Below are 26,525 nucleotides of genomic sequence, written 5' to 3'. Positions count from 1 at the left end.
TTGCCGTATAATCGAATACGTTAATTTTCCAATGGAGGTGGATCATGTATAGAGCGGTTCGGTCGCCCAGGAGTTGGGTTTTGGATTGGCAAATATTTTGGCGTAGCGGCCTCGCCATCCTGTTGGTAGCCGCTTTTTGCACCTGCTCGGGAAAGCCGGATTCAGCAGAGAAAAAGGGTCTGTCTGAACCGCCGGCAGATCTGATCACGCGCATCAGCGGCGGAATCCTCTCTACCAGTGATTCCATCCTGGTCCGTTTTTCCGTTCCCGTAGTGGAGCAGAACCAGGTCGGCGGCGTACAAACACCGGATCCCTTCCATTTTTCGCCGGCCATTTCGGGCGGGTCCCGGTGGCAAGATGCGGCTACGCTGATTTTTCAACCGAACTCTCCGTTACCGATGCGCACCGGGTTTACGGGCAAATTGAATCTTGGCGCAGTAAACCCGGAATGGGCGCAACGCCAACCTGTTATTTTCAAATTCAGGGTGGGCGGACGGGAAATCAGCCAGATCACGGCTGATTTTTATCCGGTCGAACGCCGTGATCCCCGGTTCGTCGTTTTTCGCGGGGAAATCACGCTGACCGAACCCGCTGAAGCAGAAACCGTGCGCACGGCCGTGAAACTGAATCGTGACGGTAATGTGATTCCCCTGCAATGGGACCCCGCGCAAGAAAATACCCGGTTCAGTTTCCATTCCCGTGATCTGGAACGCCCTGATTCACGCCGCGTGTACGCGTTGACCGTGGAAAGGGAGACTTTGGAACTTTCGGGAAATTACCGTCGCGACTATGCGTTGAATCCAGTGGGCCGCTTCAGTCTGGAAGACGTGCTGGAGATCGAGCAGGGCAAGGGGCTGGCTCTGGAACTGAAATTTTCTGATCCGGTTGATGCCGACGCGGAATTGGCGGGCCTGATCCGCATGCGTGCAAAAGGCGAAGATACCCAAACGCCGGTTTCCCTGACCCATCAGGTGACGGGAAAATCGGTGTTTGTCGGCGGGGACCTCGTGTACGGCAAACGCTATGTTCTGGAAGTCAGCGGCATCCGCAGCATATGGGGCACGCGCATGGACAAGGCGGTGCAACGTGAGTTGTGGTTTGCCGACCAGAAACCCCGGATCGCCTTTGAAAGTGATGGTGTGTTCATGACGTCCATTCTGAACCGCAAACTCTACTTCCGTAGTATAAATCTGTCCCAAGTGAAGGTGGAAATCAAAAAGGTTTTTGAGTCGAACCTGGGACAGTTTTTGCAGACGGAAGAACTGACCTCACGCAAGGAGCGCAACGAGGAATTCAACAGTTACCAGATTGAACGGGTCGGCATGCCCCTGGCATCCAAAGAGCTGGCGATCGGGGATGTCAAAAACCGCTGGCTGACCCACGAATTGGACCTGTCCAAATTGATCCCCAATGGCGAAAAGGGAATTTTCCTGGTGGAACTCTCTTTTAACAAAAAAGACATGCTGTATAACGGACCCAAGCCGAAACAGCAATACTATTACGGTCCGGAGTATTATTCCAATCCCCATTCCCACGGATATCTCTATCGTCACGGACGCGTGTCCAAGGCGTTGATCCAGAGTGATATCGGCTTGGTTTACAAAGCCGGCAAACACGGCCACCTGGTCTGGGCGCTCGATTTGCGCACAGCCCGCCCCCTGAAAGGCGTTCGCGTCACTTTGCGTTCGTATCAACACCAGGCCCTGGCGGAAGGCTTCACCAACAGCGACGGTGAGTTGTTGTTGTCGGGCGTAGCGGGGGAGCCTTTCTATGTTGAAGGCGAAAAAGACCTCCAGCGCAGTGTGCTTTCCCTGAAAGAGATGCAATGGAACCTCTCCGGCTTTAACGTTGGCGGCGTTCAGCCCGACGCCGCCGGGGGCCGTGTCTTCGTGTTTACGGACCGGGGGGTTTACCGGCCGGGGGACACGGTGCATCTGGCCATTATCGCACGCAACGAGGACCAGACTTTCCCCGATAACCATCCGGTTACGTTGACTTTGTCAAATCCGCGTCAACAACCGGTTTATCGCATCACCAACAAGACGGGCAAGGACGGTTTCTACCGTTTTGATATTCAGACCCGGCCGGAAGACCTGACGGGAAACTGGCGTGCCGGCATCAAAGTGGGCGATCAAACCGTTTTTCACACCGTGCGCATTGAAACCGTGGTTCCGTTTCGGCTGAAAGTCGAGTATACGAATCTGCCTGAGCGGCTGGATGCTGAATCAGGATCATTGCGTTTCAAGCTTTCGGCCAAGTACCTGTTCGGCAGTCCCGCGCGCAATATGCCGGCGCAAGTAACGGCGCGCATCGCTGAACGCCCATTGTCGCCGCCGGCCTTTTCCAAAATGGTGTTTTCCAACCAGGCGATTCGCTTTCGCGCTCACGAAGCCACGATTTTTGAACAAAAGCTGAACGACCAGGGGGAAACCGTAGCGGAGTGGAAACTGCCGGATGTTTCGGGTGCCCCCGGAGGCTTGGCCGTAACCCTGATCGCCAATGTGCAGGAAAAGGGCGGACGTGCTTCGCGGCGCACTGTTTCTGTTCCCCTGGATCCCTTTTCCCGCTACGTCGGGATCGAAGTGCCGGGAAGCGGTGCATATGCCCGCGTGGGAGCGCCTCTGGGATTCCGTGTTGCTCTGGTAGACCCCCAGGGGCGGTCGGTATCCGGTCGCAAGTTGACGTACCGGGTGTTGCGCAACTCCCGCTACTGGTGGTGGGAATACGATTCCCGCGATGAGTTCCGCACCCGTTTTAAAAAAGATTCCCACACCCGGGAAATCAAAAACGGCGAACTCGGCAGTACGACGACAACGGCCGACCTGGTTTTTACGCCCGATTCGCGTGGTGAGTACTTTTTAGAGATACGCGATGCCGCTCCGGGCGGGCATGTCGCCGGCGTGTTTTTCAGTTCTTATCATTGGGGAGACGCCCCGGCGGAGTTGGAAAACGCCGGTGTATTGGAAATACATTGCGCGGACAAGATCTTTTCTCCGGGTGATATCGCGGAGATATCCGTGGAAACCCCTGTTTCCGGTCGCTTGCTGGTGGCGGTTGAAAAAGGCGGTCGCATATTGCGCCGCTTTTCCATGGCGACGGACACCAAGGGACAAACCGGTTTTCGCATTCCCGTGAGCGCGGATATGCAGCCCAACGCCTATGTTTCCGTGGCTCTGGTTCAACCGCTGGAACAGGGCGAGAACGACCGCCCCTTGCGCATGTACGGGGTGATTCCCCTGATGGTTAACGATCCTTCCACGCGCCAGGAATTGGAACTGGATGTGGCGGACGAATTACCGTCCGGAAAGGAATTCAACGTTGTCGTCAAAACCAAAGATCGCACGGCCACTCAAGTGGTATTGGCGGTTGTCGACGAAGGATTGTTGAGTTTGACCGACTTTCCTTCACCGGACCCATGGGCGTTTTTCTTTGCCAAAGAGGGGTTGAGTACCAAAACCTATGATCTGTACTCCCATGTCATGGGAACCCGCAAAGGCGACTTGTTCCGCCTCTTTTCCATCGGCGGCGACATGGCCGAAGCTTATCGGGAGTCCCAGTTGCAACCCGGTGAAAAGAAACGGTTCCCCCCGGTGGCGCTGTTCCACGGACCGGTAATGACCAATGAGGCCGGGGAAGCCCGGATTTCACTGCAAATGCCCGACTATATCGGGGCCGTACGAATTATGGCGGTTTGTGCAACGGGTCACAGGTACGGGTCGGCCCAGCGATCCGTTCCCGTGCGCACACCCTTGATGGTGATGCCCACCATGCCGAGACTGCTGGGTCCGGAAGACCTGTTTACCGTGCCGGTGACGGTTTTTGCCATGGAAAAAGGCATTCGAAATGTAGCTGTAAAACTGGAGGCTTCCGGTCCGGTGGACGTTCTGCCCCCGCAGGAAAGAAAGCTTCAATTCCAGGCGCCCGGCGAGCAAGACACCTATTTCCGCGTTCGAGTTCGCCCGGCTACGGGTACAGCGCAAATCCGCATTGCGGCCAGGTCAAAAAAACACCAGGCCGAACATGCGGCCGACATCCAGGTGCGCCCCTATTCCCCGCGAATATCCCGGATCATGGTGCGGGAAACCAAGCCGGGAAGCTCCCTGACCCTGGAGATCCCGGGAGACGGTATCCCCGGTACCAACCAGGCGGTTCTGTCCCTGTCCAGCCGGCCGCGCCTGCAACTGCAGCATCGCATGGCATGGCTGATGCACTATCCGTATGGGTGCATTGAGCAAACCATTTCGGCTGTGTTTCCCCAGCTCATGCTGCTCGATTTTGTTCAAGCCGAGGGGAAGGATCGCCGTGAGGTGGATGAAAACATCAACTCCGCCATTCAGCGGCTAAAGAAGTTCCTGCTGCCTTCCGGGGGTTTCTCTTTCTGGCCGGGTTCCCGCCAATTATCTGTTTGGGGGACCACTTACGCCGGCCATTTCCTGGTTGAGGCCAAGAAACTGGGATACCATGTTCCCGCGGACCTGCTGTCGTCCTGGATGAATTTTGATTCGCAACGTTCCCAAACCACGACGGATGACCTGATGACCCGGTTGTATCGAGTATACGTATTGTCTCTGGCGGGCAAAACCCCCTGGAGCGCGCTGAACTTTCTGTACGAAAACAGCCAAAAAGACATGCAGGATGTGGAAAAGTGGATGCTGGCATCTTGTTATGACCTCGCGGGCAAGCCCAAGATTGCCAAAGAGATCCTGTCCCGGGCCGGTACGCGCGTAAATCCGTACGCGGATCCCGGGGAAACATTCGGATCGCGGCTGCGCGATAAAGCGGTTATTCTCGAACAGGCGACCCACATGAAACGCTGGGGCGAAGCGGACAAGCTTTACGATGAACTGGTGGAGGAGTTGTCGGAGGATACCTGGCATTCCACCCAGACACTGGGTTATGCCCTGCTGGGGGTGGGAAAGTACGTGCGTTCGCGGGGTGAAAAACTGACCGGGGAGCTTCCATTGCTGGACGGCCGCGTGCAGTTTCCCGACGGCGGCGAGCGGGCGTTCTCCGCGCGCGAACAGCGCATCGTTTTTTCGCTGGAAAAGGGTTTCGGCGGAAAGGCCACGGTGCACTTCAGTCCCAAAACCGAAAGCAGTCGTTGTTTTGCCAGTGTCGAGTGGAACGGTGTACCTTTGAAACCGATTGCGCAAGCGGAAGCCAGCAACCTGGATGTAGAGGTTCGCTGGCTGGACAGCACGGGTGTTCCCCTGGATCCCGGCCGGTTGGCTCAAGGAACCTCTTTCTGGGGCCACTTCCGCATCAAGTCCACTTGGGAAAGAAAGCAGCGGATTCGCAACTTGGCACTGGTTCAGGTGATGCCGTCCGGGTGGGAAATCGACAACCTGAGATTGTCCGGGGACGAGTTGCCGGCGTGGATGGAGGGCTTTCGCGTCAACCGGGAAGAGTACCTTGATATCCGTGATGACCGGGTCATCTGGTTCTTTGACCTGGACCGGGAACACCTGGACTTCGTGGTGAAACTAACCGCGGTGGTTCCGGGTGAATACGTGTTGCCGCCGACTCTTGCGGAAGGCATGTACGACAATCGCTTCCGCGCGGAAGTTCCGGGAAAAAGCGTTACAGTAACGGATTAGGACAACCAGGTTCGTTATCTGAGGTTTTTTGCGGATTTTTCTGGGTCGGCTTATGAGCGGGTGTTATTGCTAAGCAATTGATCGTACAAGTGGGCCTGGGATTGGACCATGTGTTCCGCATCCCAGGCGGAAAAATCTTCCGGGACTTGGCCGAGTCTTTTGCGAAGCCCGGGATTCCCGCTCAGTTGAAGAATGTGGCGCACGTACTCGGCCGTGTCTTTCGGTGCCGCCAAAAAGCCGTTTTCACCGTGTCGGATCACTTCGCTGTTTCCTGGAATGCGCGATGCCACAACGGGAAGTTGTTTCAGGCGCATCTGCACAAGACTCTGGGGCAACCCTTCCCATAGAGCGGTACTCAATCCCAGGTCGAACGCGTCCATCACCGTGGACAAATCGTGAAGGAAGCCGGGCATGCGAAAGCTGGATTGCAAACCCGCACGCCCGACAGCGCTCTCCAGGCGGGAACGAAGAGCGCCATCACCGGCCAGAAAGAAAACGGCCCCGGGTTCATGGGCGCAGACCATTTTGGCCACTTCCACCACTTGCAACAGGTTTTTCTGGGGTTTGAAAGGGGCCACAACACCAATGGCGAGCGCCTTGTCACCAAGCTGAAATCGTCTGCGGACCTCTTTGCGCCGTTGCGGATGGGGATAAAAAGGTTCCAATTCAAAACCGCTGCGGATCAACGAATGGTTTTTCCCGCACAGCCCCAAACGCAGGGCTGTTTGCTGATCCGCCCTGGAGACAAAAATGTAATGGCGGGTCCAGCGGGCAGCCATTTTCTCGGCGCCCATGAGAATCCACTGTTGCGGAAGCGGTTGCAACGGCGAAAAGGGAAAACCGTGCACGGAATGGATCACCACCGGCACTTTGCAGCGCGATGCGGCCAGGCGCCCGAGAAATCCGGCCTTGGAGGAGTGGGTGTGCAGGATATCGGGATTGAGTTGACGCAAAAGCTCTACAAGCTGCCGTAGCGCGGCCCGGTCCTTCCAGGGGCGAAGGGATCGTTGCAATTGGTTTATCTGCCTGTTCCGCGCCAGTTTTTGCGCCCGGGGCGTCAACAATCCCCCGGGGCCGTACCAGATCTGGCAGGAAAATCCATATCGGGGCAATCTTTCAACGGTTAACAGGGTGTTGCGTTGTGCCCCGCCGAGCTCAAGTTTGGTGATGAGGTGAACCACGGTTGCTTTCGCCATTGGCTGTAGCCTACCCGGTTACAGGCGGGAATTCAAGACATTTCGCGATTGATCGCCAGGGCCGTGTTCCTGGCGGTTAAGGCATCTTCGGCCATGGAAGAGTAGTTCCAACTCCCGTATCGGCCAATCGAATACACCCCTTTCTCTTTCAGGCGTTGCAGTATTTCCGGGACCGTATGAAACCAGGATTGGTTAAAAAGCACATAGGATATGGGGATGGTGCGTTGCGAAACATAGAGGATCTCTTCCCGGTCGTGGATGACGCCCAATTGTTGGAGAAGATGCGACGCGTCGCTTTCCTTTTCACCCATGCGCGTGTTCAATGGCACGCTTTGTTCCAGGTAGATCTTGCAGGCCCCTGCCCCCGGGTAGTATCCCATGCGGTAGTAGGGATGGATGGTTTCCGGCAGGTAAACCCAGTGAAAACGGCGTCGGCGTACGGCCAACACCATGTTGGTTACGCGGGTGGAGGCGTGGATGAGGGCCCCGGGTGGATTGGGATTTGCCGGGAAACCGTTGAGCAGGGACAGGAATTGCGGCAGGGGGATGGTGTTGATCAGGCGGGAGAATGTGTAGGTGTTGCTGCGGGTTTCCACGCGCCGGCGCGTCAGGTCAACAGAGATTGCGGGTTCGCTCAGGCGGACTGAAGACATCAGGGGGGCTTCGTACTTTTTCCAGAAAAGGCGTAGTCCGCCGACGGGATAGAAAAACTCGGGATTGTAGCCCTGGGGCTTTTTGTCTCGCTTCAGGGTCGCGGTATCGGGCCGGGGCTGGGGTATGGAGCCTTTCTCCATTCCGGAAGCGAGTGCGTCCGGGTCCGTGTCGTAATACTTGGAAAGAAAAGGATAAAAAAAGATTTGATAGAGGGTGGATCCGAAAGTAGCACGAAGACCCGAGCCAAGCGAGTTTCCCGGGGCTGCTCCCGGGGTTGCCAGTTCGCGCACAATCCGGTGCCGCCATGTTGCAGGCAGTGATTCCAGGTGGCTTTGCAGGGGGAAAGGGATCAGGCGGTCAAAAATGCGCACTTTGGAGCGGCGGACATAGCGCTTGAATGGCGCGCTTGTGGTCAGGTGCGACTGAATGGGCAAGGCGTGCAGGAAATGAAAGTAGTGCCCGCCGTAATCAAACCAGAAATCGTTGGAACGGTATTGGGTGGACAGCCCCCCGAGTACGGGTTCCCGTTCCAGAAGCTGCCAGGGCCGGCGCAAAAAGTGAGCGGCGGTGGATCCGCTGATGCCTCCCCCGATAATCAGGACTTCCGTGTGTTTCGTCATGGCATGGGTTCATCCGCCAGCCATAGTCCCAGCATGGCGAAAAAAAGCACCAGGGTGATCGTGGTGATCACTGCGGTCCAGATGCCGCCGTAGTAATTCAGAATCACCGGAACCCACAAAACAGACTGCAGGCTGGCCAGAAAAAAAGTGGTTTGCGAGGAACTCAGGCAAAGTTTTTTGCGCAATCGCAAGGCCAGGTGATCCGGGCTGCCGAGAAAAGGGGAGCGTTTTTTTGCCAAACGCTGAAGGAACACATAAGCCAGATCAAACACGGGAACGGCGACCACGAACAGCGCGGACAAGAAACCGAGGTCGTTGTGCCTTGTGTGGTCGATCATGATCACCAGGGATCCGATCATCATGCCGATTACCATGCTGCCCGAATCCCCTAAATAAATGGTGGCCGGCGCCCAGTTGAAATACAGGAAGCCGATCAGACTCCCCGCCAGGGAAACGGCGATAATGGCAACCATGTGGTTGCCGTTGAGTTCGGCCAGGGTAAAGATCATCAGGGTGGCGGGAAGCGCGCAGGAAGTGGCCAATCCGTCCATAATGTCGATAATGTTGTATGCGTTGATTAAGGAAAGAATCCACAGGAACGAGAGCAGGTAGTTCAGCCAGGGTTGCATGAAAGACAATTGCAGCCGGATTCCGCTTTTCAGCAGGATAACGGTGGCAACGATCTGAAAAAAGAATTTGATCCCCGGGGTGAGCGCTTTTAAATCATCAAATAAACCGACCATCAATAGGATGGTTGCCGCAAACAGCAGGCCGAGGAGTTCACGGCTGAAGTCAAATAATAGGCTCAGCGGCAGGATCATGGCGAAAAAAACTATGATGCCGCCGAGATAGGGGATCGGCGCATGATGGGTTTTCAAACGCCCGTCCGGATTATCCAGGATACCGTAACGGTAAGCCACGCGGCGGGCAATGGGAGTTCCGTAGAGTGAAAGAAGCAGGGCCAGGCAAAAAGCCAGGATTTGTATGACCGTGTTCATGCTGAAGGGTCCGATATCGCGCGTCTCTTTTTTCGTGCCCGGCGAAACTGCGGGCCGGATCTTAGAAGCCGGATTATAATTCGCGGGTCGGTGATTGTCAAAATTCCGGTCCAGAGAAAATCCCGCAGCAAAATCGCCGGGAGTCGGCGCCAATGACGTCGCCAGCGGAAGTGTTTGATTAAGGTCAAGTAACGGTTTTTGACTAGGAGGTATCGCAACCGGGGCGGTCTTGCCAGTGACAGGGCGATGCGGCGGCGGAAGCCGGTTTCCAGGGTGGCACTGCGAAAATGATACACGCGGGCGTGCGGTTCAACGCGTACGGGAATCCCGACTTCCGCGGCGGTCCACCCCAGGTCGAAATCTTCCCAGAACATAAAGAAATCCTCGTCGTAATAGCGGTTATCCTTTACGACTTTTTTAAACGCCCGCCGGTTGATCACCGTGGCGGCACCGCAAACTGAGAACACTTGTCCCGCCTCGATATTAACCCGGCTCAAGGGTTTGCCGTATCCCCTTTCGCGGGGATAAAAGGCCAATGAGCAATCCTGGCCGGCTGAATCGACTGTGACTCCGTCAAAACGCAAGATCAGTGGAGAGAGGAGCCCGGTGTCGGGATATCGCTCCATGTGGTTCAGGACGGCCCGGGTGAATTCCTGCTCCAGGCGAATGTCCGCGTTGGCCACCAGTACCAGTTGGGATTCACAGCGCGCGATCCCCAGATTGGCCGCCGCCGCGTAACCGATATTGGCTTCCAGCAGGCAGGCTTCAATTCCGGGTCGATTTGGGATTATTTCCCGGGAACCGTCAGTGGAATGGTTGTCCACCACAATGATGTGTGAGAAAGGGGGGGATTGAGCCTGCAGGGTGTCCAGGTTGTCTGAAAGAAAATCCCGGCTGTTGAAACTAACGACAACCGCGGAGATGTCCACCGCAGGGACCGGTTTCAGATGATCCCGATGGCCTTGCCGCCCTCGCGGAAGCCGCGCAGAATGAAATTCAGGTCTTCATCGGTATGGGTGGCGGTAAACGATGTGCGGATCAAGGCATCCTCAGGCGGAACAGCCGGCGCGATTACGGGATTGGTGAAAATCCCGAAATTCCGCAAAAAATACCACAATTGAAACGTTTTTTCCTCATCATGGACGAAAACCGGGATAATCGGGGTTTCGGTGTTGCCCGTATGGTATCCCATGGCGCTGAGTTCACGGTTCATGGTTTCGCTGATCTGCCATAAACGTTCCCGGCGCCAGGGCTCGGTTTGAATGATTTCAAGCGCCTCGCCGGCTGCAGCCAGCGAAGCGGGTGTGATGGAAGCGGAAAAAATCAGGGCCCGGGAATGGTGGCGGATATATTGAATCACCTTGCTGCTTCCCACCACAAATCCCCCAAGGGATGCAAAGGCCTTTGAAAAGGTGGTCATGACCAGGTCGGCTTCGTCCAGCAGGTCGAAATGTTCGGCGGTACCGCGCCCCCTCTTGCCCATAATGCCGACGCTGTGGGCGTCGTCAACCATTAGCCGGGCATTGTATTTCTTTTTCAGGCGCACCAATTCGGGGATATTGGCAAGGTCGCCCTCCATGCTGAATACGCCGTCCACGATGATCAGTCGTCCCTTGTCTTGCGGCAGGCGCCGCAGTTTTTCTTCCAGATCCCGCATGTCGTTGTGGCGGAATTTCACCACGTTGGCGAAAGACAGGCGGGTTCCGTCTACAATCGACGCATGGACCCTGCGGTCGATCAGAATCACATCACTGCGACCGGCCAGGGCGGAAATCACGCCGAGATTGGTCTGCATGCCGGTACTGAAGCAGAGGGCTTCCTCTTTTTGCATGAATTCAGCGATGCGTTTTTCCAGTTCCACATGGAGAGAATACGTGCCGTTGAGGAAACGTGAACCACAAGTGGATGACCCGTATTTCTGGACGGCATCGATTACGGCGGCTTTGATGCGCTCGTTGTCGAAAAGTCCCAGGTAGTTGTTTGAACCCACCATAAGAATGCGTTTGCCATCCACCCAGACGTAATTGCCGTCCACGTCCTGTATCTCAGTAAAATAGGGATACATTCCACTGTTCTGGGCTTCTTCCGCGCGGGTATAAGTCATGCACTTATCAAACACGTCCATTTTTTTCTCCAACTGGTTGCTTGCGCTTAAATGTTGCACCCGATCTCATCTATCGTAGCGATCCGCCTTTATCTTTGTGGGGCGGGATTCCTGCTGCGCAGTGAACGAAAACCGGTTCCGAATCTTTGAAAGGTTTTTACAGACCAGCGGTCCGTAAACACCGCGGTGAATTGAACTTCACCCAGGATCTGCTGTTTGCCGATCAACGAGTTTCCATTGACCTTAAAAGGGATGGTGATTTCCTTGTCGAGAGCCAGATAAATGATTTCGCCTTCCTGTTCGGTCTCAAAATCCAGCTCAGAGGCGGTAAAAAAATACTTGGAAAAGGTGAGGTTGGTGTTTTCATTCAGTTTGATAACGAATTCCGGGGCTGACGAAATTCGCAGTCCCGCTTTGGGCTGAATCTTGAGTGTCAGCGCACCCTCTTCTCCCTGGCGTATGACCTCGGGACTTGTGGTGGCGGTGATCTTGAGATAATCATCCTGGCCCGGCAACAATCCGGATACAATCAATCCACAGATTAAAATCCGCAGCAAAGGCTTTTTCATTCCGTCTCTGTATACACCAATTACCTGGGATTGTCAAACTCCGGGCTTTCGCGGCTATCGCTTAAGTTGTTCGATAAATGGTCGTATCCGCCTGCCGGTATCTCCTGCGTGCGGCCGTTTAGCAAACAGGTTAACCTTTGTGGTGAGCTGCGGATGCGCCCGATGATCCGCAAGCGCTCGCCGTTTCCCTTCAGCAGCTTCAGCCGTTGTGGCGGAATGCAACACAACAGGGCGTAGTCTTCTCCGCCGGTCAATGCCAGTTGTTGCGCGTCCAGGTCGTGTTGCCGGCAGCAGGCCTTCATTCTTCGCGTGATCGGCAGGTTCTCTATGTGGATTTCCGCGCCCACTTGGGAAGCGGAGAGAATGCGGGAAAGGTCTTTGAGCAGCCCGTCGGACACGTCGATCATGGCGGAGGCCACCCGTCCCAGTTCCTCAGCGGCTCCTAAATGGAGATTCACCTGAATATGCCTGCGGGTATAAAAGGAATCCGGTGTGTTGCGCTGCAACAGCGCCAACCCCAGCGCGGACTCGCCAATGCGTCCCACCAGTCCAATCAGGTCGCCGTCTTGGGCGCGGTCGCGAAAAACCGGGCGCAAAGCATGCCCCAGGATTGTGACCGAAAAAAACCAGCAGGGCGCCTTTGAGACATCGCCGCCCCCCAGCCGCAGTCTCCAGCGCCGGCAGGCCTTGTGAATGCCGCTGAACACAGCCTCTAAATCGCTTGTTCGGGCCCGGGAAGGAACGCCGAGTCCCAGGTAGATCTCCATCCCCCTCCCCCCCATGGCCGCCATGTCACTGACGTTTGCACCCACGGATTTTTCCGCGGCCTGGGCAAGGCTGTAATGGTGCAGGTTGAAATGGGTGCCTTCCACAAACAGGTCTTTGGCAACGATGCGCGAACCCCAAGTCGCGGAAGGGTTGATTCGCTGCGCGGACGCGTCGTCACCGATCCCGCGTCCGTTCGGAAAAGAGAACTTGCGCTGCAGGAAACGGACCAGTTGCTCTTCATCCATTAAAAAACATTCCGGACCAATGCCAGGTTGACGGCGTCTTCAATGTGGGCAATGAAATGGAATTGAATGCCCTTTTGTTCCACCGCCTTCATCTCGGCCAGGTCTTTGCGGTTTTCCTCGGGCAGCAGTACTTGTTGGATCCCCGCCCGGCGTGCCGCCAGAACCTTTTGCTTGATACCGCCTACGGGCAGCACCTTGCCGCGCAAGGTGATCTCCCCGGTCATGGATACATCTTTGCGGACAGGCACCCCCAGATAAGCTGAACACAGCGCCGTGGTTAAAGTGATGCCTGCCGAAGGTCCGTCCTTGGGGATGCCTCCCTCGGGAACATGGATGTGGATATCCTTGGTTTCAAAGTCACCCGGGTCCAATCCCAGTGCTTTTGAACTGGCTTTCAGGAAACTGAGAGCCGCGGTGGCGGATTCCTTCATCACTTCTCCCAGCGAACCGGTCAAAATCAGTTTGCCTTTTCCGGGAATCAGTTTGACTTCAATAAAAAGCAGGTCTCCGCCATAAGGCGTCCAGGCCATACCGGTTGCCACTCCGACCGCATCCTTATCCAGAAGCTGGTCTTTGAACAGTTTTGCGGGGCCGGCGTATTTTTCCAGATTTCGAGCCGTGATCTTGTACAACTTGTGCTTTTTCAACGATACGGCATAGGCGATTTTGCGGCAGATATTACCGATTTCCCGCTCCAGGTTGCGGACACCGGCTTCGCGGGTGTAGTAGCGGATCAAGCCCGTGATGGCCCCCGGAGTAAAACGGAGCAAATCTCCACTCAATCCGTTTTCGCTTACCTGGCGGGGAATCAGGTGACGTTTTGCGATCTCGAGTTTTTCTTCTTCCGTATAGCCGTGAAGATGAATGATCTCCATGCGGTCGCGGAATGCGGGTTGGATGGGCTCCAAGATGTTGGCCGTGGTGATGAACATCACCCGTGACAGGTCAAACGCCACGCCCAGGTAATGGTCGATAAAGGCGTTGTTCTGCTCCGGGTCCAGCACTTCCAGCAGGGCGGACGAGGGATCCCCGCGGAAGTCCGCCCCGATCTTGTCCACTTCGTCCATCATGAACACCGGGTTGTTGGCGTTTGCACGCCGCAATTCCTGGATGATCTTTCCCGGCAGCGCTCCCACATAGGTGCGCCGATGTCCCCGGATTTCCGCTTCGTCGCGCACACCTCCCAGGGAGATGCGCACGAATTTCTTGTTCAACGCCCGGGCGACGGATCGACCCAGCGAAGTTTTACCCACACCGGGAGGACCGACGAAACATAGAATCGGGCCGTGGGCGCTGGAGGTCAGCTTGCGTACGCTGAGGTACTCCAGAATCCGCTGCTTGACCTTTTCCAGGCCGTAATGGTCCTGGTTGAGGATGCGGGCGGCCTTTTTCAGATTCAACGTGTCGCGGGTTGAGCGATTCCAGGGCAGGTCCAGCATCCAGTCGAGGTAATTGCGCACCACCGTGCTTTCTGCTGACTCGGGGTGCATTTTTCCCAGGCGCTCAATGTTTTTTTCCACTTCCAGGCGTGCGTTATCCGGCAGATTGGCGTCCTCCATGCGCTGAATGTACTCGCGAATTTCATCAGCGTTTTCGCTTTCTTCGCCCAGTTCTTTCTGAATGGCCTTGAGTTGTTGACGCAAAAAGTACTCGCGCTGGTTCTTGTCCATTTCGCCCTGGGCTTTCAGGTTGATCTGGTTTTGAATGCTGAGCATCTCGAGTTCGTAGTTCAAGTATTCGTGGACGTTTTGCAAACGCACCATGCTGTTGATTTCGTCCAGTACCTTCTGCGATTGGGGAATCTTGAGGTTCAGGTTGGATGCAATGATATCGGCCAGTTTACCCGGTTCGTCTATGTTTTCCGTGACCACGAGGATTTCATTGGGAATTTGTTTGCCCAATTTGGCCATCTGCTCGAATTTCTCGCGCACATTGCGAATCAGCGCCTGGTCACGAATCGACAAGTTTTCCGGATCCGCATCCTCTATGACCGCAATGTCGGCAATCCGCATCTGCCCGTCATCGCGGATTGCTTTTACGCGTACGCGAGCGATTCCCTGAACCAGTACGCGCATGCGGGTGTCGGGTAGTTTGAGCATGCGCACGATCAGGGCCGCGGTTCCGGTGAGGTACATTTCGTCCGGCGCGGGATCTTCCACTTCCGCCTGCTTCTGAGTCAGCAACAGGATCATGCGGTCTGAGTTCAGTGAATGATCGACGGCTCGCTTGGATTTCGGTCTTCCCACGTAGAGCGGTACGATCATAAAAGGGAATACCACAATGTCGCGCAGGATAAGCACCGGCAGTTCATCGGGAATCTGCAGGCTCGCCGTAGAACCGTCCGTATCGGATTCCACTTCAGCTGGTTCGGGATTTTTGGGTTTCTCTTCAGCCATATTTGCCTCGCTACTCAACGGATATAGAGACCTTCCTGCGCGGCTTCCTGGGGATACGAACCGTGAGGACGCCGTTTTGAATCTCGGATTCAATTTGCTCGATATCCAGGGGAAAGTCGATGTCGATGCGTTTGTAGAACTGTCCGAATTCACGTTCGAACAAGTAGTAAGCCACTTGCGGTTCGTTGATCACGGGTTTGGGCTTGGTGCCGCGGATGACCAGTTCCCGCTCGTTTTCAAGCACGATACTGATATCTTCCCGCACCACTCCGGGCAACTCCAGTTCGATGATCAATACCGCCCTGCAGGCAACGATGTTTGTTCTGGGCTCCCAGTCCACGTGGGTGCTGAAGCCGGAGGAAAACTTTTCGTTGGGGCGGATGCCCTGAACGATCAGGGTTTTTTTTGCCATCTATTCCTCCTTCTGCAAGAGATTGTGGAGTTCTGAAAGAAACTCCTCCAGACTTTTAAAATCCAGGTATACCGAAGCGAAACGCACATATGCCACCTTATCCATGCGTTTAAGGCGGGACATGATCTGTTCGCCGATCTCTTTTGTGGAGACCTCTTTTTCCGAAGAGGTCACCAGGTTTTCTACCTGGCTGGCCAATTGTTCGATCTGCTTGGTTGACAACGGGCGTTTTTCCACGGCCCGGTACAGACCTTTGCGGATTTTATCCATGTTGAATGGTTCCCGGCGTCCGTCTTTTTTCACCACGAGTACCGGAATGTTCTCAACTTTTTCGTACGTGGTAAACCGCGAGCCGCATTGAAGGCATTCGCGTCTGCGCCGGATGTAACATCCATCACGACTTTCACGGGTTTCAATCACCCGGTCTTCCAGGTTGCCGCATTGACTGCATTTCATGTTTTCTCCTGGATCCGGCGGATCCCTTTCAAATTCACCCCTTCAACCGTCAGGGCGATGAAACCCGCAATCACCAGCACCAGTATAAGCAATACGTGCATAACCAGGGTATATGCCACAGCGCTGTTGGGGTTTGCGCCAAGGATGCTGACCAGGGCTCCCCGTGACGCCGCGTCCAGACTGCCGGCCATTCCAGGTGTGGGAATGGATGCGGCGGCGGCGAGGATGCTGTAGTAGTTCATTGCCTCGATAAAGGAGGCCTGGATTCCCATGGGTCGCAACATCGCCCAATAAACGGGAATCGTGCACAACCAGACGGCAAAAGAGGATAGGGTCAGCTTGATAAAATCCAGGGTTCCCAATTGCAACCGCAGTCCCTGAATGAAATGCAGAACGGTACCGGCCGCCTGTTCGCGTCGATGTGCAGGAAGAATCCGCATCAAGCGGGTGATCTGCCTGGATGTCCAGGCGAAGCCGCTCTCCCGGTTCATAAAGTAAAACAGGATGAAAGCCCCCATAAAAAGGGGCAACGCCACCCAGGCCACTTGGCGCAGGGACGCGATGAAGGGCGAGGATGTGTGCTTTAGATACAACAGGGAGATCAAAAACAAACAAACCACCACCGAGGCATCAATGAGTCTTTCCAGTACCACGGACGCCAGGCCGTGGGCGCTTTTGATGCCTTCCCTGCGCGCCACCAGAATACCCCGGGCAGGTTCACCGATGCGTCCCGGGAGCAAGGTGTTGATCAGGAATCCGATCATGGTGAAGTTCACCAGTGTGACAACCCGGATGGTGGCCTTGCGGGGACGCAACAGAATGGCCCAGCGATATCCGCGCAGAACCTGCTGGAAAAGAAGCCCCGCGCAAAACAGCAACAGGTAGCCGGGATGAACCCGGCGGATAATTCCCCACACCTGGCTGAAGTTGATATTGCGAAAGAACATGTACAGCAAAAACGCGGTCAGCAGCGCGATTGCGCCTGCGCGCAGAATTTTCATGCCGTCATGGTAGCCCCTTTTGCGGAGAGTGTCAACTTGAGGGCCTTTTCAGGCTTGTTGGCACGCTTTATGCCGAGTGAACTGAGGCATGATCACGGGATTGCGGTGGTAAACAAAACCCGTTACCATACGGGAAGAATGCGTAAAGCTCAACAGGCCGGTCCCTTTGTGCGCTGCTGTCCCTGCTCTCCGGACACGGTTTCCTGCGGCTATTACAACATTGATTTATTGCAGGGATGTCCCTACGATTGCAGTTACTGCATTCTTCAGGTTTACCTGCAGGATCCCGAGCCCCTGATTTTTGACAACGTGGATGACTTGCGATCTGAACTTGAAAGGTACCGCACCCAACCGCATATGCGCCTGGGTACCGGCGAACTCAGTGACTCGCTGGCGTTGGATCCCCAAACCGGCCACTCGCTCTGCATTTTAGAGATATTCAAAGATTTTCCCGAGATGGTGTTTGAATTCAAAACCAAGTCGACGGCAGTCGACCATCTGTTGCGCGCGTCAACCGTTCTGCGAAACGTGGTGGTCAGCTGGTCATTGAATCCCGAGCCCCTGTGTTGTCGGGAAGAACATGGCGCCCCGGGACTTTTCGAGCGGTTGAGCGCTTTAAAGGCCGTGGCGGAAAAGGGCTATCGGGTGGGAGTCCATTTTGATCCCATGATCGCGGTTCCCGCTTGGAGACAGTGGTACCCTGCCCTGGTGGATGAAATCCTGGACCGCGTTCCCGAAAATCGGTTGGCATGGTGGAGCCTGGGCACCCTGCGTTACCCGCTTTCCCTGAGGGAAATCATTTTGTCGCGGCCCGGATCAAGTTTGTTTTCCGGTGAACTGATCCGTGGCTACGACGGCAAAAGCCGCTATTTCCGTCCCTTGCGCCGGCAAATGTACCAAGCTGTGTTGGCAAGGATCCGCAGGCGAATATCGGACGAGGTGCCTGTCTACCTCTGCATGGAGGATCAGCGCATGTGGGCGGATGTTTTTCCCGGAGAAAGCGTCACGGAAGCCGACATCAATCGGACGCTATACCGTGCTGCCCTGCGGTAATCAATGGTAGCGCGCCCAGCGCAGGACTTCCCGCAATGACGGCTTTTTCCCGTACATAAGCAGGCCCGTGCGAAAAATCTTCGCGCCCAACCAGGCCAGGAACCAGATGGTTGCCAGAGACAATGCCACGGATATCAACACCTGGGGAAGGGGCGGCATGGAAACGCTGATGCGCATGAACATCAGGGTGGGCGAAAACAGGGGGATGAGAGATGCGATAATGACGGGCATGGAGTCGGGGCTCTGGGTCACCATGATGCCGAGGATAAAGGGGATAACCAGCAGCCAGGTAATCGGAGCTGCGAACTGCTGGGCTTCCTCATCCGTGTTGACCGCGGCCCCGACAATGGAAAACAGGATCGCGAACATGAAATATCCCAGTACGAAGAACAAGGCGAACCAACCGGCCAGGGCCAAGGTAAAAAAGCCGCGCATTCCCTGACTGACGGGAATGGACGACTGCATGATGAATACCGCGCCGATGAGAATCCACAATGCAACCTGGGTCAGACCGGCCAGGCCGATCCCCAGGATCTTGCCGGAGAACACGGTAGTGGCCCGGGTTGAAGAGATGAGGATTTCCACGATGCGGCTGCTTTTCTCTTCCAGTACCCCCCGCATGATCAATTGACCGTAGGCCATGATAATGGAAAACAGGATGGTCAGCATGACCATGGACATGGCATAGTCCATCCCGGAAGTGGAGCGCGAAACGCCTTCGCGCTTGACTTTAAAGGTGTCAAGCTCAATTCCCCGGGTGGCTTCCCGGATCACTTCGGGATCGATATTCTGTTCATCAAGGATGTGACGCGTAATAACCGCACCCACCGCGTCCGCCAGATAGCGATTTGTCTCGAAGTCGGAAATGTTGCGGCCGTAGTAACGCACTTGTCGGCTGGAGCGGATATCGCGGGGAATCAGGAGTACCCCGTCGACCTCTTTCTGCAGGATGGGTGCACGGTAGCTTTCAATAGCGGTATCAAACGCGGTGCCGGCCGTTGATGCCTGGCAAAGATGCAGGGTTGGAGCGTTCTCGCGGCTGTCTTTGATCAGGGCGTCAGCCATTACCTCGGAGTAGTCCAGGATATGGATGGTTTTTTCGGCACGTGCCAGGCGGGTGAAAAGCATGGGCAGAAAGATCAGCGCCGCCATCAAAGCCGGGGTGAGCAGGGTGGAGATTAGGAACGACCGCTTTTTTACGATCATGCGGTATTCCCGGGAAATGATCGGCAGGATTTTCATTCGCGGCCTTCCATGTTCAGGTCGTCTTGGGATTTGATTTCCGCCTTGCGCAAAAAGATGCTGTGCAAAGAAGGGTCGGACATTTCAAAATGGTGAATATCCAGGTGCGTCACAAGGTCCCGCAACAATCGTTGCCGGTAATCATCGCTTGCCAGTTCGATTTCCATTTCCCTGCCGTAGTCGGCAACGGAGTGAACGTAGTTTAGGCCGGACACAAAAGCGCCTTCCCCGTCGTAAACAATGCGTGCCAGGCGGCGCCCATGTTGGGCCCGGATTGAGGAAAGGCTACCATCGAGCACTTTGCGGCCTTGATGGATCATGACCACGGTATCCACGATCTTTTCCGCGTACGCCATCAGGTGGGTAGAGAAAATAATGGACACGCGCCGGCGTTTTTGTTCCAGAATGCAGTTTTTCACTTTCTCGATATTGACGGGGTCGAGGCCGGAAAAGGGTTCATCCAGGATCAGGAGGTCCGGGGTATGAAGAATGGCGATAATAAACTGGAGTTTCTGGCTCATGCCTTTGGACAACTCCTCCATGCGGCGTTCACGGTGTTGGATCAGGTCGAATTCCTCAAGCAGGTCGTTTCCCCGGGAAGTGATTTTTTTTCGGTCCATGCCTTTCAAACGGCCAAAGAAATCCAAATTCTCCTTGATCGTCATTTTGCGATATAGACCACGTTCTTCAGGCAGGTAACCGATGCGATCCTTGAGTGTTTCCGAAAATCGTTCTCCCAGGATGCGGATTTCTCCGGAATCGGGAGCGATAATGTTCATGATCATGCGGATGGTGGTGGTTTTCCCCGCCCCGTTGGGGCCCAGCAACCCCAGGATCCGGCCACGCTGCAGGGAAAAGGAAACCCTGTCGACGGCACGCTTGGTATCGAAATCCTTAACGAGATTGACCAATTCCAGCATCGGGGAAACTGGCGCCGTCATGGGGATCAGCGATATTGCTCGGTGTCAGGAACGAAATCCATTGATTCCCGTAAGGTCAGCAGGCGGCCGATGTGACCCAGCTCTTCGTTGATGATCAAGCTCAACTGTTCGTGGTGCCGGGAATCGATATGCTTGCGGATACTGGAATACAGCACAACGGTATCTTTTTCGAATTGAATGGCTTGCGCAACCGCTTCCTGCAGAGAATGGACGGCTTCAATGGTTTGATCAAACGCATCCCGATTGGCGAGGGCGAATGAATTCAGAAAATCGGCGCGAAAAATTTCATAGGCGTCCGTCAGGGTTGAACTGGGTGTAAAATCGGGTTGTTGAAGCATCAGGCTGCGGAAATAGTGTTCGTGTTTCAATTCCTCTTCAGCCAGGAAGTGAAAGAGTTGCACGGTTTTCAGTCCCGAAAATTTCTTCGCCGTTTCCGTGTAGAACTTGTACCCATTGGTTTCAATGGCGATGGCGAATTCCAGGATATCGCGGATCTGTAAATCATTTTCCATGAGAGCCTCCCGGGCATAGTCACCGTTCATGATAACTCAATGCCCGTCGGAATGGACGGGGGCAAATTCCCTGCCCATCTTAACAGAGGGTTACAGAGAGAGTCAAGTTGTCCGTGCTTGCAAGTCCCGAGGTTGCGGCATACAATTCGCAAAGCGAAACGATTCGATCTCTTTAACGCAATGCGTGTGCCTTGAAGGGATGGCAAGCGCGAATCAAGGTGGAGCTGTAGTGTCATGACATCGCAGTCCAGTGATTTGAGAGGGTTTGTGCAAATCAGCCCGGGCCGATGGTTTCACCATCGAGACCGCCGTCGGGGCATGCGTGTTGATGTCGAAATTTTTGCCTCGGAAGCTGTTTTGCGGCAGGCTTTGGCGGACGGCTCTGTTGATCAGGTGCGCAACGTCGCCTGTATTCCCGAGGTTTGCTATCGATCCATGGCCATGCCGGATATTCATAGTGGCTACGGTTTCTGCATCGGCGGCGTGGCCGCCTTTGACGCCGCCTCGGGCGTTGTCCTGCCCGGAGGGGTTGGTTATGATATTAACTGTGGCGTCCGGGCCCTGGTGACAGGTCTCAGCCAACGCGAGTTGGCGCCGGAACTGGACGCCATTGGCAACGCCATGCTGAACCGAATTCCTACCGGGATGTCGCGTCATGGCTTGGTATCCCCCACAGAAAAGGAGTTTATGCAGCTGTTGCGGCGCGGAGCCGCCGCAGCCGTGGAGTTGTTCGGCGGAAGAAAAGAGGATCTGGTTTGTGTAGAATCCGGTGGCGTACTGCCGGTACAAACCCCGATCCCGGTCAGTGAACGTGCCATCGAGAGGGGAATCTGTCAGTTGGGGTCGCTGGGATCGGGCAATCATTTCATTGAGTTCCAGGTTGTGGACCGCATATTTGATGCGGACAGCGCTGATGTGTTCGGCCTGGAATCGGGTCAAGTGATCGTTATGATTCATACGGGTTCACGTGGATTCGGCCATCAAGTGGCGACCGATGCCATTGATCGTTTTCGCCGCCGCTTTCTCAAACGCATCCGCGTTCCGGATCCCCAACTGGTTTATGCCCCCATTGACTCCGTTCCCGGCAGAGAGTATCTGGAAGTCCTTAATGCGGCCGGCAATTTTGCCTGGGCCAATCGGCACATCCTCATGGAAGCCGTGATCGATGTATTGGAAAGACAATGCAGAGCCGGTCGTGATGCTCTGGGAATCCGGTTGTTGTACGATCAAGCTCACAATATCGCAAAATTCGAGGAACATGCGCTGGACGGGATCGCAAAGCGCTTGCTGGTTCATCGCAAAGGTGCGACCCGAGCTTTTCCCCCGGGGCACGCGGATCTGCCGGAAAAGTACCGCCGGGTGGGTCAGCCGGTTTTGATTCCCGGCAGCATGGGCACGGCCAGTTATGTGATGCGTGGTGTGGTCACCGCCATGCAGTTGAGTTTTGGCTCCGCACCGCATGGGGCCGGAAGAAAGATCAGTCGCAATCAATCATTGCGCATCATGAGGGGACGAGATATCCGCGCGGAACTCTCCCAGCGGGGAATCCGCGTGTTCTCTCATTCGTTACGGGGGTTGTTGGAGGAGGCTCCGGAAGCCTACAAGGACGTGGATGATGTGGTAGAGATCAGCCATTCCGCGGGTCTTGCTGAACCTGTGGCCCGGTTGCGTCCGTTGTTGGTGTTAAAAGGCTAAGCTGCTTTTCGGGCATGCCTGGTTTTCCAGCATTGACAAAAACCCGCACTTGGGTTATATTGCAGTCTTTATTGGAGGATTGTTTATGGCCAACCACAAGTCTGCCATCAAGAAGCATCGCCGTGACTTGCGCAAACGCATGATCAACAAAATGAACCGATCCCGCATGAGGACCCGGATAAAAAAATTCCGCAACAGCATTGATGCCGGAGACCTGGATACAGCCCGCAGCCTTTATCCAAAGGTGATTTCCGTAATTGATCGTATCGTAAGCAAGGGCACTATTCATCCCAATACCGGATCGCGATACAAATCCAGACTCAGCCACCTGCTGAACCGTACGGCATCCGGTACCTGACCGCCGTGGCGTTTCCCCGCGGTCATCTGTCCTACAGCCAGATCCGCGCCTACCTGGTTTGTCCGCGCAAGTATGAGCATGCATACATCCGCGAGGTTTCGGTTCCACTCAACGACAAGTTGTTGCTGGGCACTGTTTTTCATGTTGTTTTGGAATGGTATTTTCGCGAACGCATTTCCGGAGGCCTGCCCAAGCAAAACGAGGCGGAAGATTTTTATGTTGCGTCGTTTCAGCGGCTATGTCAGGAGCAACCCCTCCGCTGGGATGATCCCCGGGATCAAGTTTGCAAACGAGGACACGCGTTTGTGCGCCATTTTATCCGCGACCTGGCCCCTCAATTCAACCCCCTCATGGTGGAAAAGGAACTGACCGCACCCCTGGAAGGATATCCAGTTGAATTGCGCGGCGTCATTGACTTGGTGGAACAGGACCTGTCGATCACCGATTTCAAGACAGCCACGGCGCGCTGGTCTCGGAACCGGGCGCACCATTCTCGCCTGCAGATGGTGATTTACCATTTCCTGTTTGAAAAAAATTTTGGAAACGCGAACTCGCATCAACGATTTTGCGTTGTATATTCCCGGAAGGGCAACACCGTGGGCAGCCAGTTCCTGGAAGCAAACGTTGACGTTGAAGACCGGGAACACCTGTTCCGGGTGATTGAGCACGTGGCCGAGGGCGTTCGGAATGAGCGGTTTCCCCGCAATGAAGGGTTTCGTTGCGCTTACTGCGAATTTCATGATCATTGCCTGGGGCCCAAGCCTTTCCAACGGAGGAATCATGAAGAAAAGGCTGACTAGATCCCGTCGGAATCGCATGATCGCCGGGGTATGCGGTGGTTTGGCGGAGTACTTCGACATGGATCCCACGGTGGTCCGCCTACTCTATGTGGTGGTATCGGTTATGTCCGTGGCTTTTCCCGGCGTATTGGTCTACCTGATTCTCTGGATCATTATGCCCGAGGTTGATTACTGAGTTTTCACATCCCTTCTCCGGCCCTTCTCCGGCTTGACAAAGCCCTGGAATGGGTTACACTAAGACCTTTCCGATCGGCGCTTTTTCGCCGGTATCAACGGAGGAGTCAGTATGCGTATTCAATTGGAAGCCAAGTACTTGGATGATGTTTTTGTGCTGGTGCCGGAAATATTTCAGGATGATCGGGGATTCTTTATGGAAACCTGGCGCCGGAACCAATTTCTGGATATTGGCCTGGACCTGGATTTTGTTCAGGACAACCATTCCCGTTCAGTTCGGGGCGTGGTCCGTGGTCTTCATTTTCAATGGGAGCCGCCCATGGGGAAGTTGATGCGGGTCACCCGGGGCACGGCTTTTCTGGTGGCTGTCGATATTCGCAAAGGCTCACCCACATTGGGACAATGGGTGGGAGTGGAAGCGTCCGAAGAAAACCGGCGCCAGGTCTGGGCGCCGGCGGGATTCGCCCGCGGCTTCTGTGTATTGTCTGAAATCGCGGACATTCAATACAAGTGCACCGGGGCGTACAACAAGCAGGGCGAGTCCGGAATTCTCTGGAATGATCCCAAAATCGGTGTGGAGTGGCCGGTCAAGGACCCTATCATTTCGGAAAAGGACCGCAATGCCCAGACACTTGAGCAATGGCTGCAGTCTCCGGAGTCAGGCTATTTTCAGTATCCGCACAAAAGAAGGGAGTTTTGACATGAAGATTCTGGTGGCCGGCGGAGCCGGATATATCGGTTCAGTAATGATCCCCCATCTGCTTGCGCGGGGGTACAGTGTGGATGTCACTGACCTGTTCTGGTTCGGGAATCATCTGCCCGAGCGGGTCGGCCTGATCAATAAAAACATCTTCGATCTGTCTGAGGCGGACCTGGCCGACTACGATACCGTGATTTTTCTGGCCGGATTATCGAACGACCCCATGGCGGAATTTTCGCCGGCTCAGAATTTTATCTCTAACGCCTCCGCACCGGCGTATCTGGGATATATTTCCAAGAAAGCCGGAGTCAAACGCTTTGTTTACGCAAGCTCCTGTTCGGTTTACGGTTATACCGTCGATGAGCTGTATGATGAAGAATCCCCGGCGGTTTGTGGATATCCGTACGGCATCTCAAAATTACAGGGTGAACAGGCCGTCATGCAGATGCAGAACGATGACTTCTCGGTTATTGCCCTGCGTCAGGGCACGGTCAGCGGTTACAGTCCGCGCATGCGCCTGGACCTGGTGGTCAACACCATGTTCAAAAGCGCGGTCACTACAGGAGAGATTACCGTTAACAATCCGGCAATCTGGCGGCCGGTTCTGGGCATCCGGGATGCCGCCATGGCTTATATCCGGGCGATTGAAGCCAATGCTTCCATTTCGGGCGTGTTTAACGTGGCTTCAGGAAATTACACCGTGGGCGAGATCGGCGACCTGGTTATGAGTGGCGTCAAGAAATTCCTGCACAAGGGTGTCAAGTTGAATATCAAGCACATTCAGGATTATCGCAACTACAAAGTCAGCATCGAGAAAGCCAAGAAGGTGCTGAGTTTTCATCCCCAGCACAACGTGGGATCCATTGTTGAAGACCTGGTGGAAAATCTGGACCGCTTCAAAGATTTTGACAATCCCAATTACTACAACATCCAGGTTTTTAAACGCCTGGCCCGGGAAAATGATTCCCAACCCGGTAGAGAGAAATCGTGAAGATCGCAATAATCGGAGCCAACGGGCAGTTGGGCAGCGATATTCTGGATGTGCTGGCGGCTGCAGGGCATGAGGTTTTTCCCCTGAATCATGATTGCATCGAAATGGCGGATACCGAAAGTATCCGAAGGGCGATAGAGTTGACGGCACCCGGCCTGGTCATCAACACAGCGGCCATGCATCATGTAGAAAAATGCGAATCAGAACCCTTGCAGGCATATCGCGTCAATGCTTTGGGTCCCGCCACGCTGGCGGCGGTGTGCCGGGATGCCGGAATTGTCCTTTACCATATCAGCACGGATTACGTGTTTGACGGCCTTAAGAAAGAACCCTACCTGGAAATTGATCGACCCGCGCCCTTGAACGTTTACGCCAACACCAAACTGGCTGGAGAATATTATGTTTCCGCAACCTGGGCCCGGCATTGTATTCTGCGGGTATCGGGAATCTACGGTCACCGCCCCTGCCGGGCCAAGGGCGGCAACTTTGTGGAAACCATGCTGCGACTGGCCGCGGAACGGGAAGAGGTTCGTGTGGTGGATGACGAATTCCTCACACCCACTTTCACTGTGGACATTGCCGTTCAGATAAAGGCCATGATTGAGGCTGAAGTGGAATTTGGTTTGTATCACGTAACCGCTGCCGGAGATTGCAGCTGGTATGACTTCGCCCGGGAGATTTTTTCCCTGGCGGAAAGCAATGTGCGCTTGAACCGGGCGGAGCCCGGCGAATTCGCCGTCAAGGTCCAGCGACCAAAGTACTCGGTATTGGAGAACGTTCATCTGCAGGAGCAGGCTTTGGACCGCATGCCCCATTGGAAGGACGGACTGAAACGTTACCTGGAATCCCGCCCCAATTCAAAGTTGAAAAGTTGAAAAGTTGGGTTCTCTTCCATTTTGTGTGGGTTTGGGGGTTGTGCTTATTTGAAAAAATGATAAGGCTGCATGAGAGTACCCTTTCGGGCACAAATACCCAGAGGGCACAGGTCACCGCTCACCACTTCGGTTCAGACCCATGCGGTCTTCGGCGGACTAAAATGACCC

Annotated in this window: 23 protein-coding genes; 9 read left to right on the top strand and 14 right to left on the bottom strand. The window is 54.9% G+C overall.

Annotated features, from left to right (window positions below; all coding sequences use genetic code 11):
• Positions 1–44: 44 nt before the first annotated feature.
• Complete coding sequence (locus ENN40_05350) at positions 45–5,597, top strand: hypothetical protein (GenBank protein HDP94771.1); 5,553 nt, start codon at positions 45–47, stop codon at positions 5,595–5,597.
• Positions 5,598–5,647: 50 nt separating this feature from the next.
• On the opposite strand, the gene ENN40_05345 is transcribed toward ENN40_05350, so the two are convergent.
• From ENN40_05345 to ENN40_05295, 11 genes are all read right to left on the bottom strand, one after another.
• Positions 5,648–6,793, bottom strand: coding sequence for a glycosyltransferase family 1 protein (locus tag ENN40_05345; protein HDP94770.1), 1,146 nt, complete (start codon positions 6,791–6,793; stop codon positions 5,648–5,650).
• 32 nt (positions 6,794–6,825) lie between these two features.
• The gene (locus ENN40_05340) at positions 6,826–8,067 is read right to left on the bottom strand and encodes a hypothetical protein (GenBank protein ID HDP94769.1); all 1,242 of its coding nucleotides are present in this window, start codon (positions 8,065–8,067) and stop codon (positions 6,826–6,828) included.
• Positions 8,064–9,065: an undecaprenyl/decaprenyl-phosphate alpha-N-acetylglucosaminyl 1-phosphate transferase gene (locus ENN40_05335; GenBank protein HDP94768.1), complete on the bottom strand. Its 1,002-nt coding sequence runs from the start codon at positions 9,063–9,065 to the stop codon at positions 8,064–8,066. The genes ENN40_05340 and ENN40_05335 overlap by 4 nt, the downstream gene beginning before the upstream one ends.
• Positions 9,062–10,012 carry a glycosyltransferase gene (locus ENN40_05330; protein ID HDP94767.1) on the bottom strand — a complete coding sequence of 317 codons (951 nt, stop codon included), beginning with the start codon at positions 10,010–10,012 and terminating at the stop codon, positions 9,062–9,064. Before ENN40_05330 ends, ENN40_05335 begins: the two co-directional genes overlap by 4 nt.
• Positions 10,009–11,190 (bottom strand): pyridoxal phosphate-dependent aminotransferase family protein, encoded by a 1,182-nt coding sequence (locus ENN40_05325; protein ID HDP94766.1) that lies wholly within the window; start codon positions 11,188–11,190, stop codon positions 10,009–10,011. The genes ENN40_05330 and ENN40_05325 overlap by 4 nt, the downstream gene beginning before the upstream one ends.
• Positions 11,191–11,258: 68 nt before the next feature.
• Positions 11,259–11,738 carry a hypothetical protein gene (locus ENN40_05320; protein ID HDP94765.1) on the bottom strand — a complete coding sequence of 160 codons (480 nt, stop codon included), beginning with the start codon at positions 11,736–11,738 and terminating at the stop codon, positions 11,259–11,261.
• A 20-nt stretch (positions 11,739–11,758) separates the two neighbouring features.
• On the bottom strand, positions 11,759–12,751 hold the full coding sequence (gene thiL, locus ENN40_05315; GenBank protein ID HDP94764.1) for a thiamine-phosphate kinase: 993 nt from the start codon (positions 12,749–12,751) through the stop codon (positions 11,759–11,761).
• On the bottom strand, positions 12,751–15,147 hold the full coding sequence (gene lon, locus ENN40_05310) for an endopeptidase La (GenBank protein HDP94763.1): 2,397 nt from the start codon (positions 15,145–15,147) through the stop codon (positions 12,751–12,753). The genes thiL and lon overlap by 1 nt, the downstream gene beginning before the upstream one ends.
• 10 nt (positions 15,148–15,157) lie before the next feature.
• Positions 15,158–15,559: an Hsp20/alpha crystallin family protein gene (locus tag ENN40_05305; protein HDP94762.1), complete on the bottom strand. Its 402-nt coding sequence runs from the start codon at positions 15,557–15,559 to the stop codon at positions 15,158–15,160.
• Positions 15,560–16,015 carry a transcriptional repressor NrdR gene (gene nrdR, locus ENN40_05300; protein HDP94761.1) on the bottom strand — a complete coding sequence of 152 codons (456 nt, stop codon included), beginning with the start codon at positions 16,013–16,015 and terminating at the stop codon, positions 15,560–15,562.
• A complete protein-coding gene (locus tag ENN40_05295; GenBank protein HDP94760.1) occupies positions 16,012–17,016 on the bottom strand; it encodes a flippase-like domain-containing protein in 1,005 nt (334 codons plus the stop codon). The genes nrdR and ENN40_05295 overlap by 4 nt, the downstream gene beginning before the upstream one ends.
• Positions 17,017–17,154: 138 nt before the next feature.
• On the opposite strand from ENN40_05295, the gene ENN40_05290 reads away from it, so the two are divergent.
• Positions 17,155–18,069, top strand: coding sequence for a hypothetical protein (locus tag ENN40_05290; protein HDP94759.1), 915 nt, complete (start codon positions 17,155–17,157; stop codon positions 18,067–18,069).
• Here the strand turns inward: ENN40_05290 and ENN40_05285 are convergent, their stop codons facing one another.
• From ENN40_05285 to ENN40_05275, 3 genes are read right to left on the bottom strand one after another with little or no spacing between them, the layout of a single operon-like run.
• Positions 18,070–19,311, bottom strand: coding sequence for an ABC transporter permease (locus ENN40_05285; protein HDP94758.1), 1,242 nt, complete (start codon positions 19,309–19,311; stop codon positions 18,070–18,072).
• A complete protein-coding gene (locus ENN40_05280; GenBank protein ID HDP94757.1) occupies positions 19,308–20,252 on the bottom strand; it encodes an ATP-binding cassette domain-containing protein in 945 nt (314 codons plus the stop codon). Before ENN40_05280 ends, ENN40_05285 begins: the two co-directional genes overlap by 4 nt.
• Before the next feature lie 5 nt (positions 20,253–20,257).
• Complete coding sequence (locus tag ENN40_05275) at positions 20,258–20,794, bottom strand: hypothetical protein (protein HDP94756.1); 537 nt, start codon at positions 20,792–20,794, stop codon at positions 20,258–20,260.
• A 204-nt stretch (positions 20,795–20,998) separates the two neighbouring features.
• Between ENN40_05275 and ENN40_05270 the strand changes: the two genes are divergently transcribed.
• From ENN40_05270 to rfbD, 7 genes are all read left to right on the top strand, one after another.
• On the top strand, positions 20,999–22,459 hold the full coding sequence (locus tag ENN40_05270; protein HDP94755.1) for an RtcB family protein: 1,461 nt from the start codon (positions 20,999–21,001) through the stop codon (positions 22,457–22,459).
• An 85-nt stretch (positions 22,460–22,544) separates the two neighbouring features.
• Complete coding sequence (locus ENN40_05265) at positions 22,545–22,817, top strand: 30S ribosomal protein S20 (GenBank protein ID HDP94754.1); 273 nt, start codon at positions 22,545–22,547, stop codon at positions 22,815–22,817.
• Positions 22,760–23,617 carry a PD-(D/E)XK nuclease family protein gene (locus ENN40_05260; GenBank protein HDP94753.1) on the top strand — a complete coding sequence of 286 codons (858 nt, stop codon included), beginning with the start codon at positions 22,760–22,762 and terminating at the stop codon, positions 23,615–23,617. The genes ENN40_05265 and ENN40_05260 overlap by 58 nt, the downstream gene beginning before the upstream one ends.
• The gene (locus tag ENN40_05255; protein HDP94752.1) at positions 23,598–23,792 is read left to right on the top strand and encodes a PspC domain-containing protein; all 195 of its coding nucleotides are present in this window, start codon (positions 23,598–23,600) and stop codon (positions 23,790–23,792) included. Before ENN40_05260 ends, ENN40_05255 begins: the two co-directional genes overlap by 20 nt.
• Before the next feature lie 111 nt (positions 23,793–23,903).
• Entirely contained in the window at positions 23,904–24,491 is a 588-nt protein-coding gene (gene rfbC, locus ENN40_05250) for a dTDP-4-dehydrorhamnose 3,5-epimerase (protein HDP94751.1), read from the top strand.
• The gene (locus ENN40_05245) at positions 24,349–25,482 is read left to right on the top strand and encodes an NAD-dependent epimerase/dehydratase family protein (protein HDP94750.1); all 1,134 of its coding nucleotides are present in this window, start codon (positions 24,349–24,351) and stop codon (positions 25,480–25,482) included. The genes rfbC and ENN40_05245 overlap by 143 nt, the downstream gene beginning before the upstream one ends.
• Positions 25,476–26,357 (top strand): dTDP-4-dehydrorhamnose reductase, encoded by an 882-nt coding sequence (gene rfbD, locus ENN40_05240; GenBank protein HDP94749.1) that lies wholly within the window; start codon positions 25,476–25,478, stop codon positions 26,355–26,357. The genes ENN40_05245 and rfbD overlap by 7 nt, the downstream gene beginning before the upstream one ends.
• Positions 26,358–26,525: the final 168 nt, after the last annotated feature.

This window comes from Candidatus Aminicenantes bacterium (assembly GCA_011049425.1).
GTDB lineage: Bacteria > Acidobacteriota > Aminicenantia > UBA2199 > UBA2199 > UBA876.
This window is presented reverse-complemented; position numbering and strand designations above follow the sequence as displayed.

Coding starts and splice junctions, on each gene's coding strand:
- ENN40_05350 (HDP94771.1), top strand. CDS start 45: ATGTATAGAGCGGTTCGGTCGCCCAGGAGTTGGGTTTTGGATTGGCAA.
- ENN40_05345 (HDP94770.1), bottom strand. CDS start 6,793: ATGGCGAAAGCAACCGTGGTTCACCTCATCACCAAACTTGAGCTCGGC.
- ENN40_05340 (HDP94769.1), bottom strand. CDS start 8,067: ATGACGAAACACACGGAAGTCCTGATTATCGGGGGAGGCATCAGCGGA.
- ENN40_05335 (HDP94768.1), bottom strand. CDS start 9,065: ATGAACACGGTCATACAAATCCTGGCTTTTTGCCTGGCCCTGCTTCTT.
- ENN40_05325 (HDP94766.1), bottom strand. CDS start 11,190: ATGGACGTGTTTGATAAGTGCATGACTTATACCCGCGCGGAAGAAGCC.
- ENN40_05320 (HDP94765.1), bottom strand. CDS start 11,738: ATGAAAAAGCCTTTGCTGCGGATTTTAATCTGTGGATTGATTGTATCC.
- thiL (HDP94764.1), bottom strand. CDS start 12,751: ATGGATGAAGAGCAACTGGTCCGTTTCCTGCAGCGCAAGTTCTCTTTT.
- lon (HDP94763.1), bottom strand. CDS start 15,147: ATGGCTGAAGAGAAACCCAAAAATCCCGAACCAGCTGAAGTGGAATCC.
- ENN40_05305 (HDP94762.1), bottom strand. CDS start 15,559: ATGGCAAAAAAAACCCTGATCGTTCAGGGCATCCGCCCCAACGAAAAG.
- nrdR (HDP94761.1), bottom strand. CDS start 16,015: ATGAAATGCAGTCAATGCGGCAACCTGGAAGACCGGGTGATTGAAACC.
- ENN40_05295 (HDP94760.1), bottom strand. CDS start 17,016: ATGAAAATTCTGCGCGCAGGCGCAATCGCGCTGCTGACCGCGTTTTTG.
- ENN40_05290 (HDP94759.1), top strand. CDS start 17,155: ATGCGTAAAGCTCAACAGGCCGGTCCCTTTGTGCGCTGCTGTCCCTGC.
- ENN40_05285 (HDP94758.1), bottom strand. CDS start 19,311: ATGAAAATCCTGCCGATCATTTCCCGGGAATACCGCATGATCGTAAAA.
- ENN40_05280 (HDP94757.1), bottom strand. CDS start 20,252: ATGACGGCGCCAGTTTCCCCGATGCTGGAATTGGTCAATCTCGTTAAG.
- ENN40_05275 (HDP94756.1), bottom strand. CDS start 20,794: ATGAACGGTGACTATGCCCGGGAGGCTCTCATGGAAAATGATTTACAG.
- ENN40_05270 (HDP94755.1), top strand. CDS start 20,999: ATGACATCGCAGTCCAGTGATTTGAGAGGGTTTGTGCAAATCAGCCCG.
- ENN40_05265 (HDP94754.1), top strand. CDS start 22,545: ATGGCCAACCACAAGTCTGCCATCAAGAAGCATCGCCGTGACTTGCGC.
- ENN40_05255 (HDP94752.1), top strand. CDS start 23,598: ATGAAGAAAAGGCTGACTAGATCCCGTCGGAATCGCATGATCGCCGGG.
- rfbC (HDP94751.1), top strand. CDS start 23,904: ATGCGTATTCAATTGGAAGCCAAGTACTTGGATGATGTTTTTGTGCTG.
- ENN40_05245 (HDP94750.1), top strand. CDS start 24,349: ATGATCCCAAAATCGGTGTGGAGTGGCCGGTCAAGGACCCTATCATTT.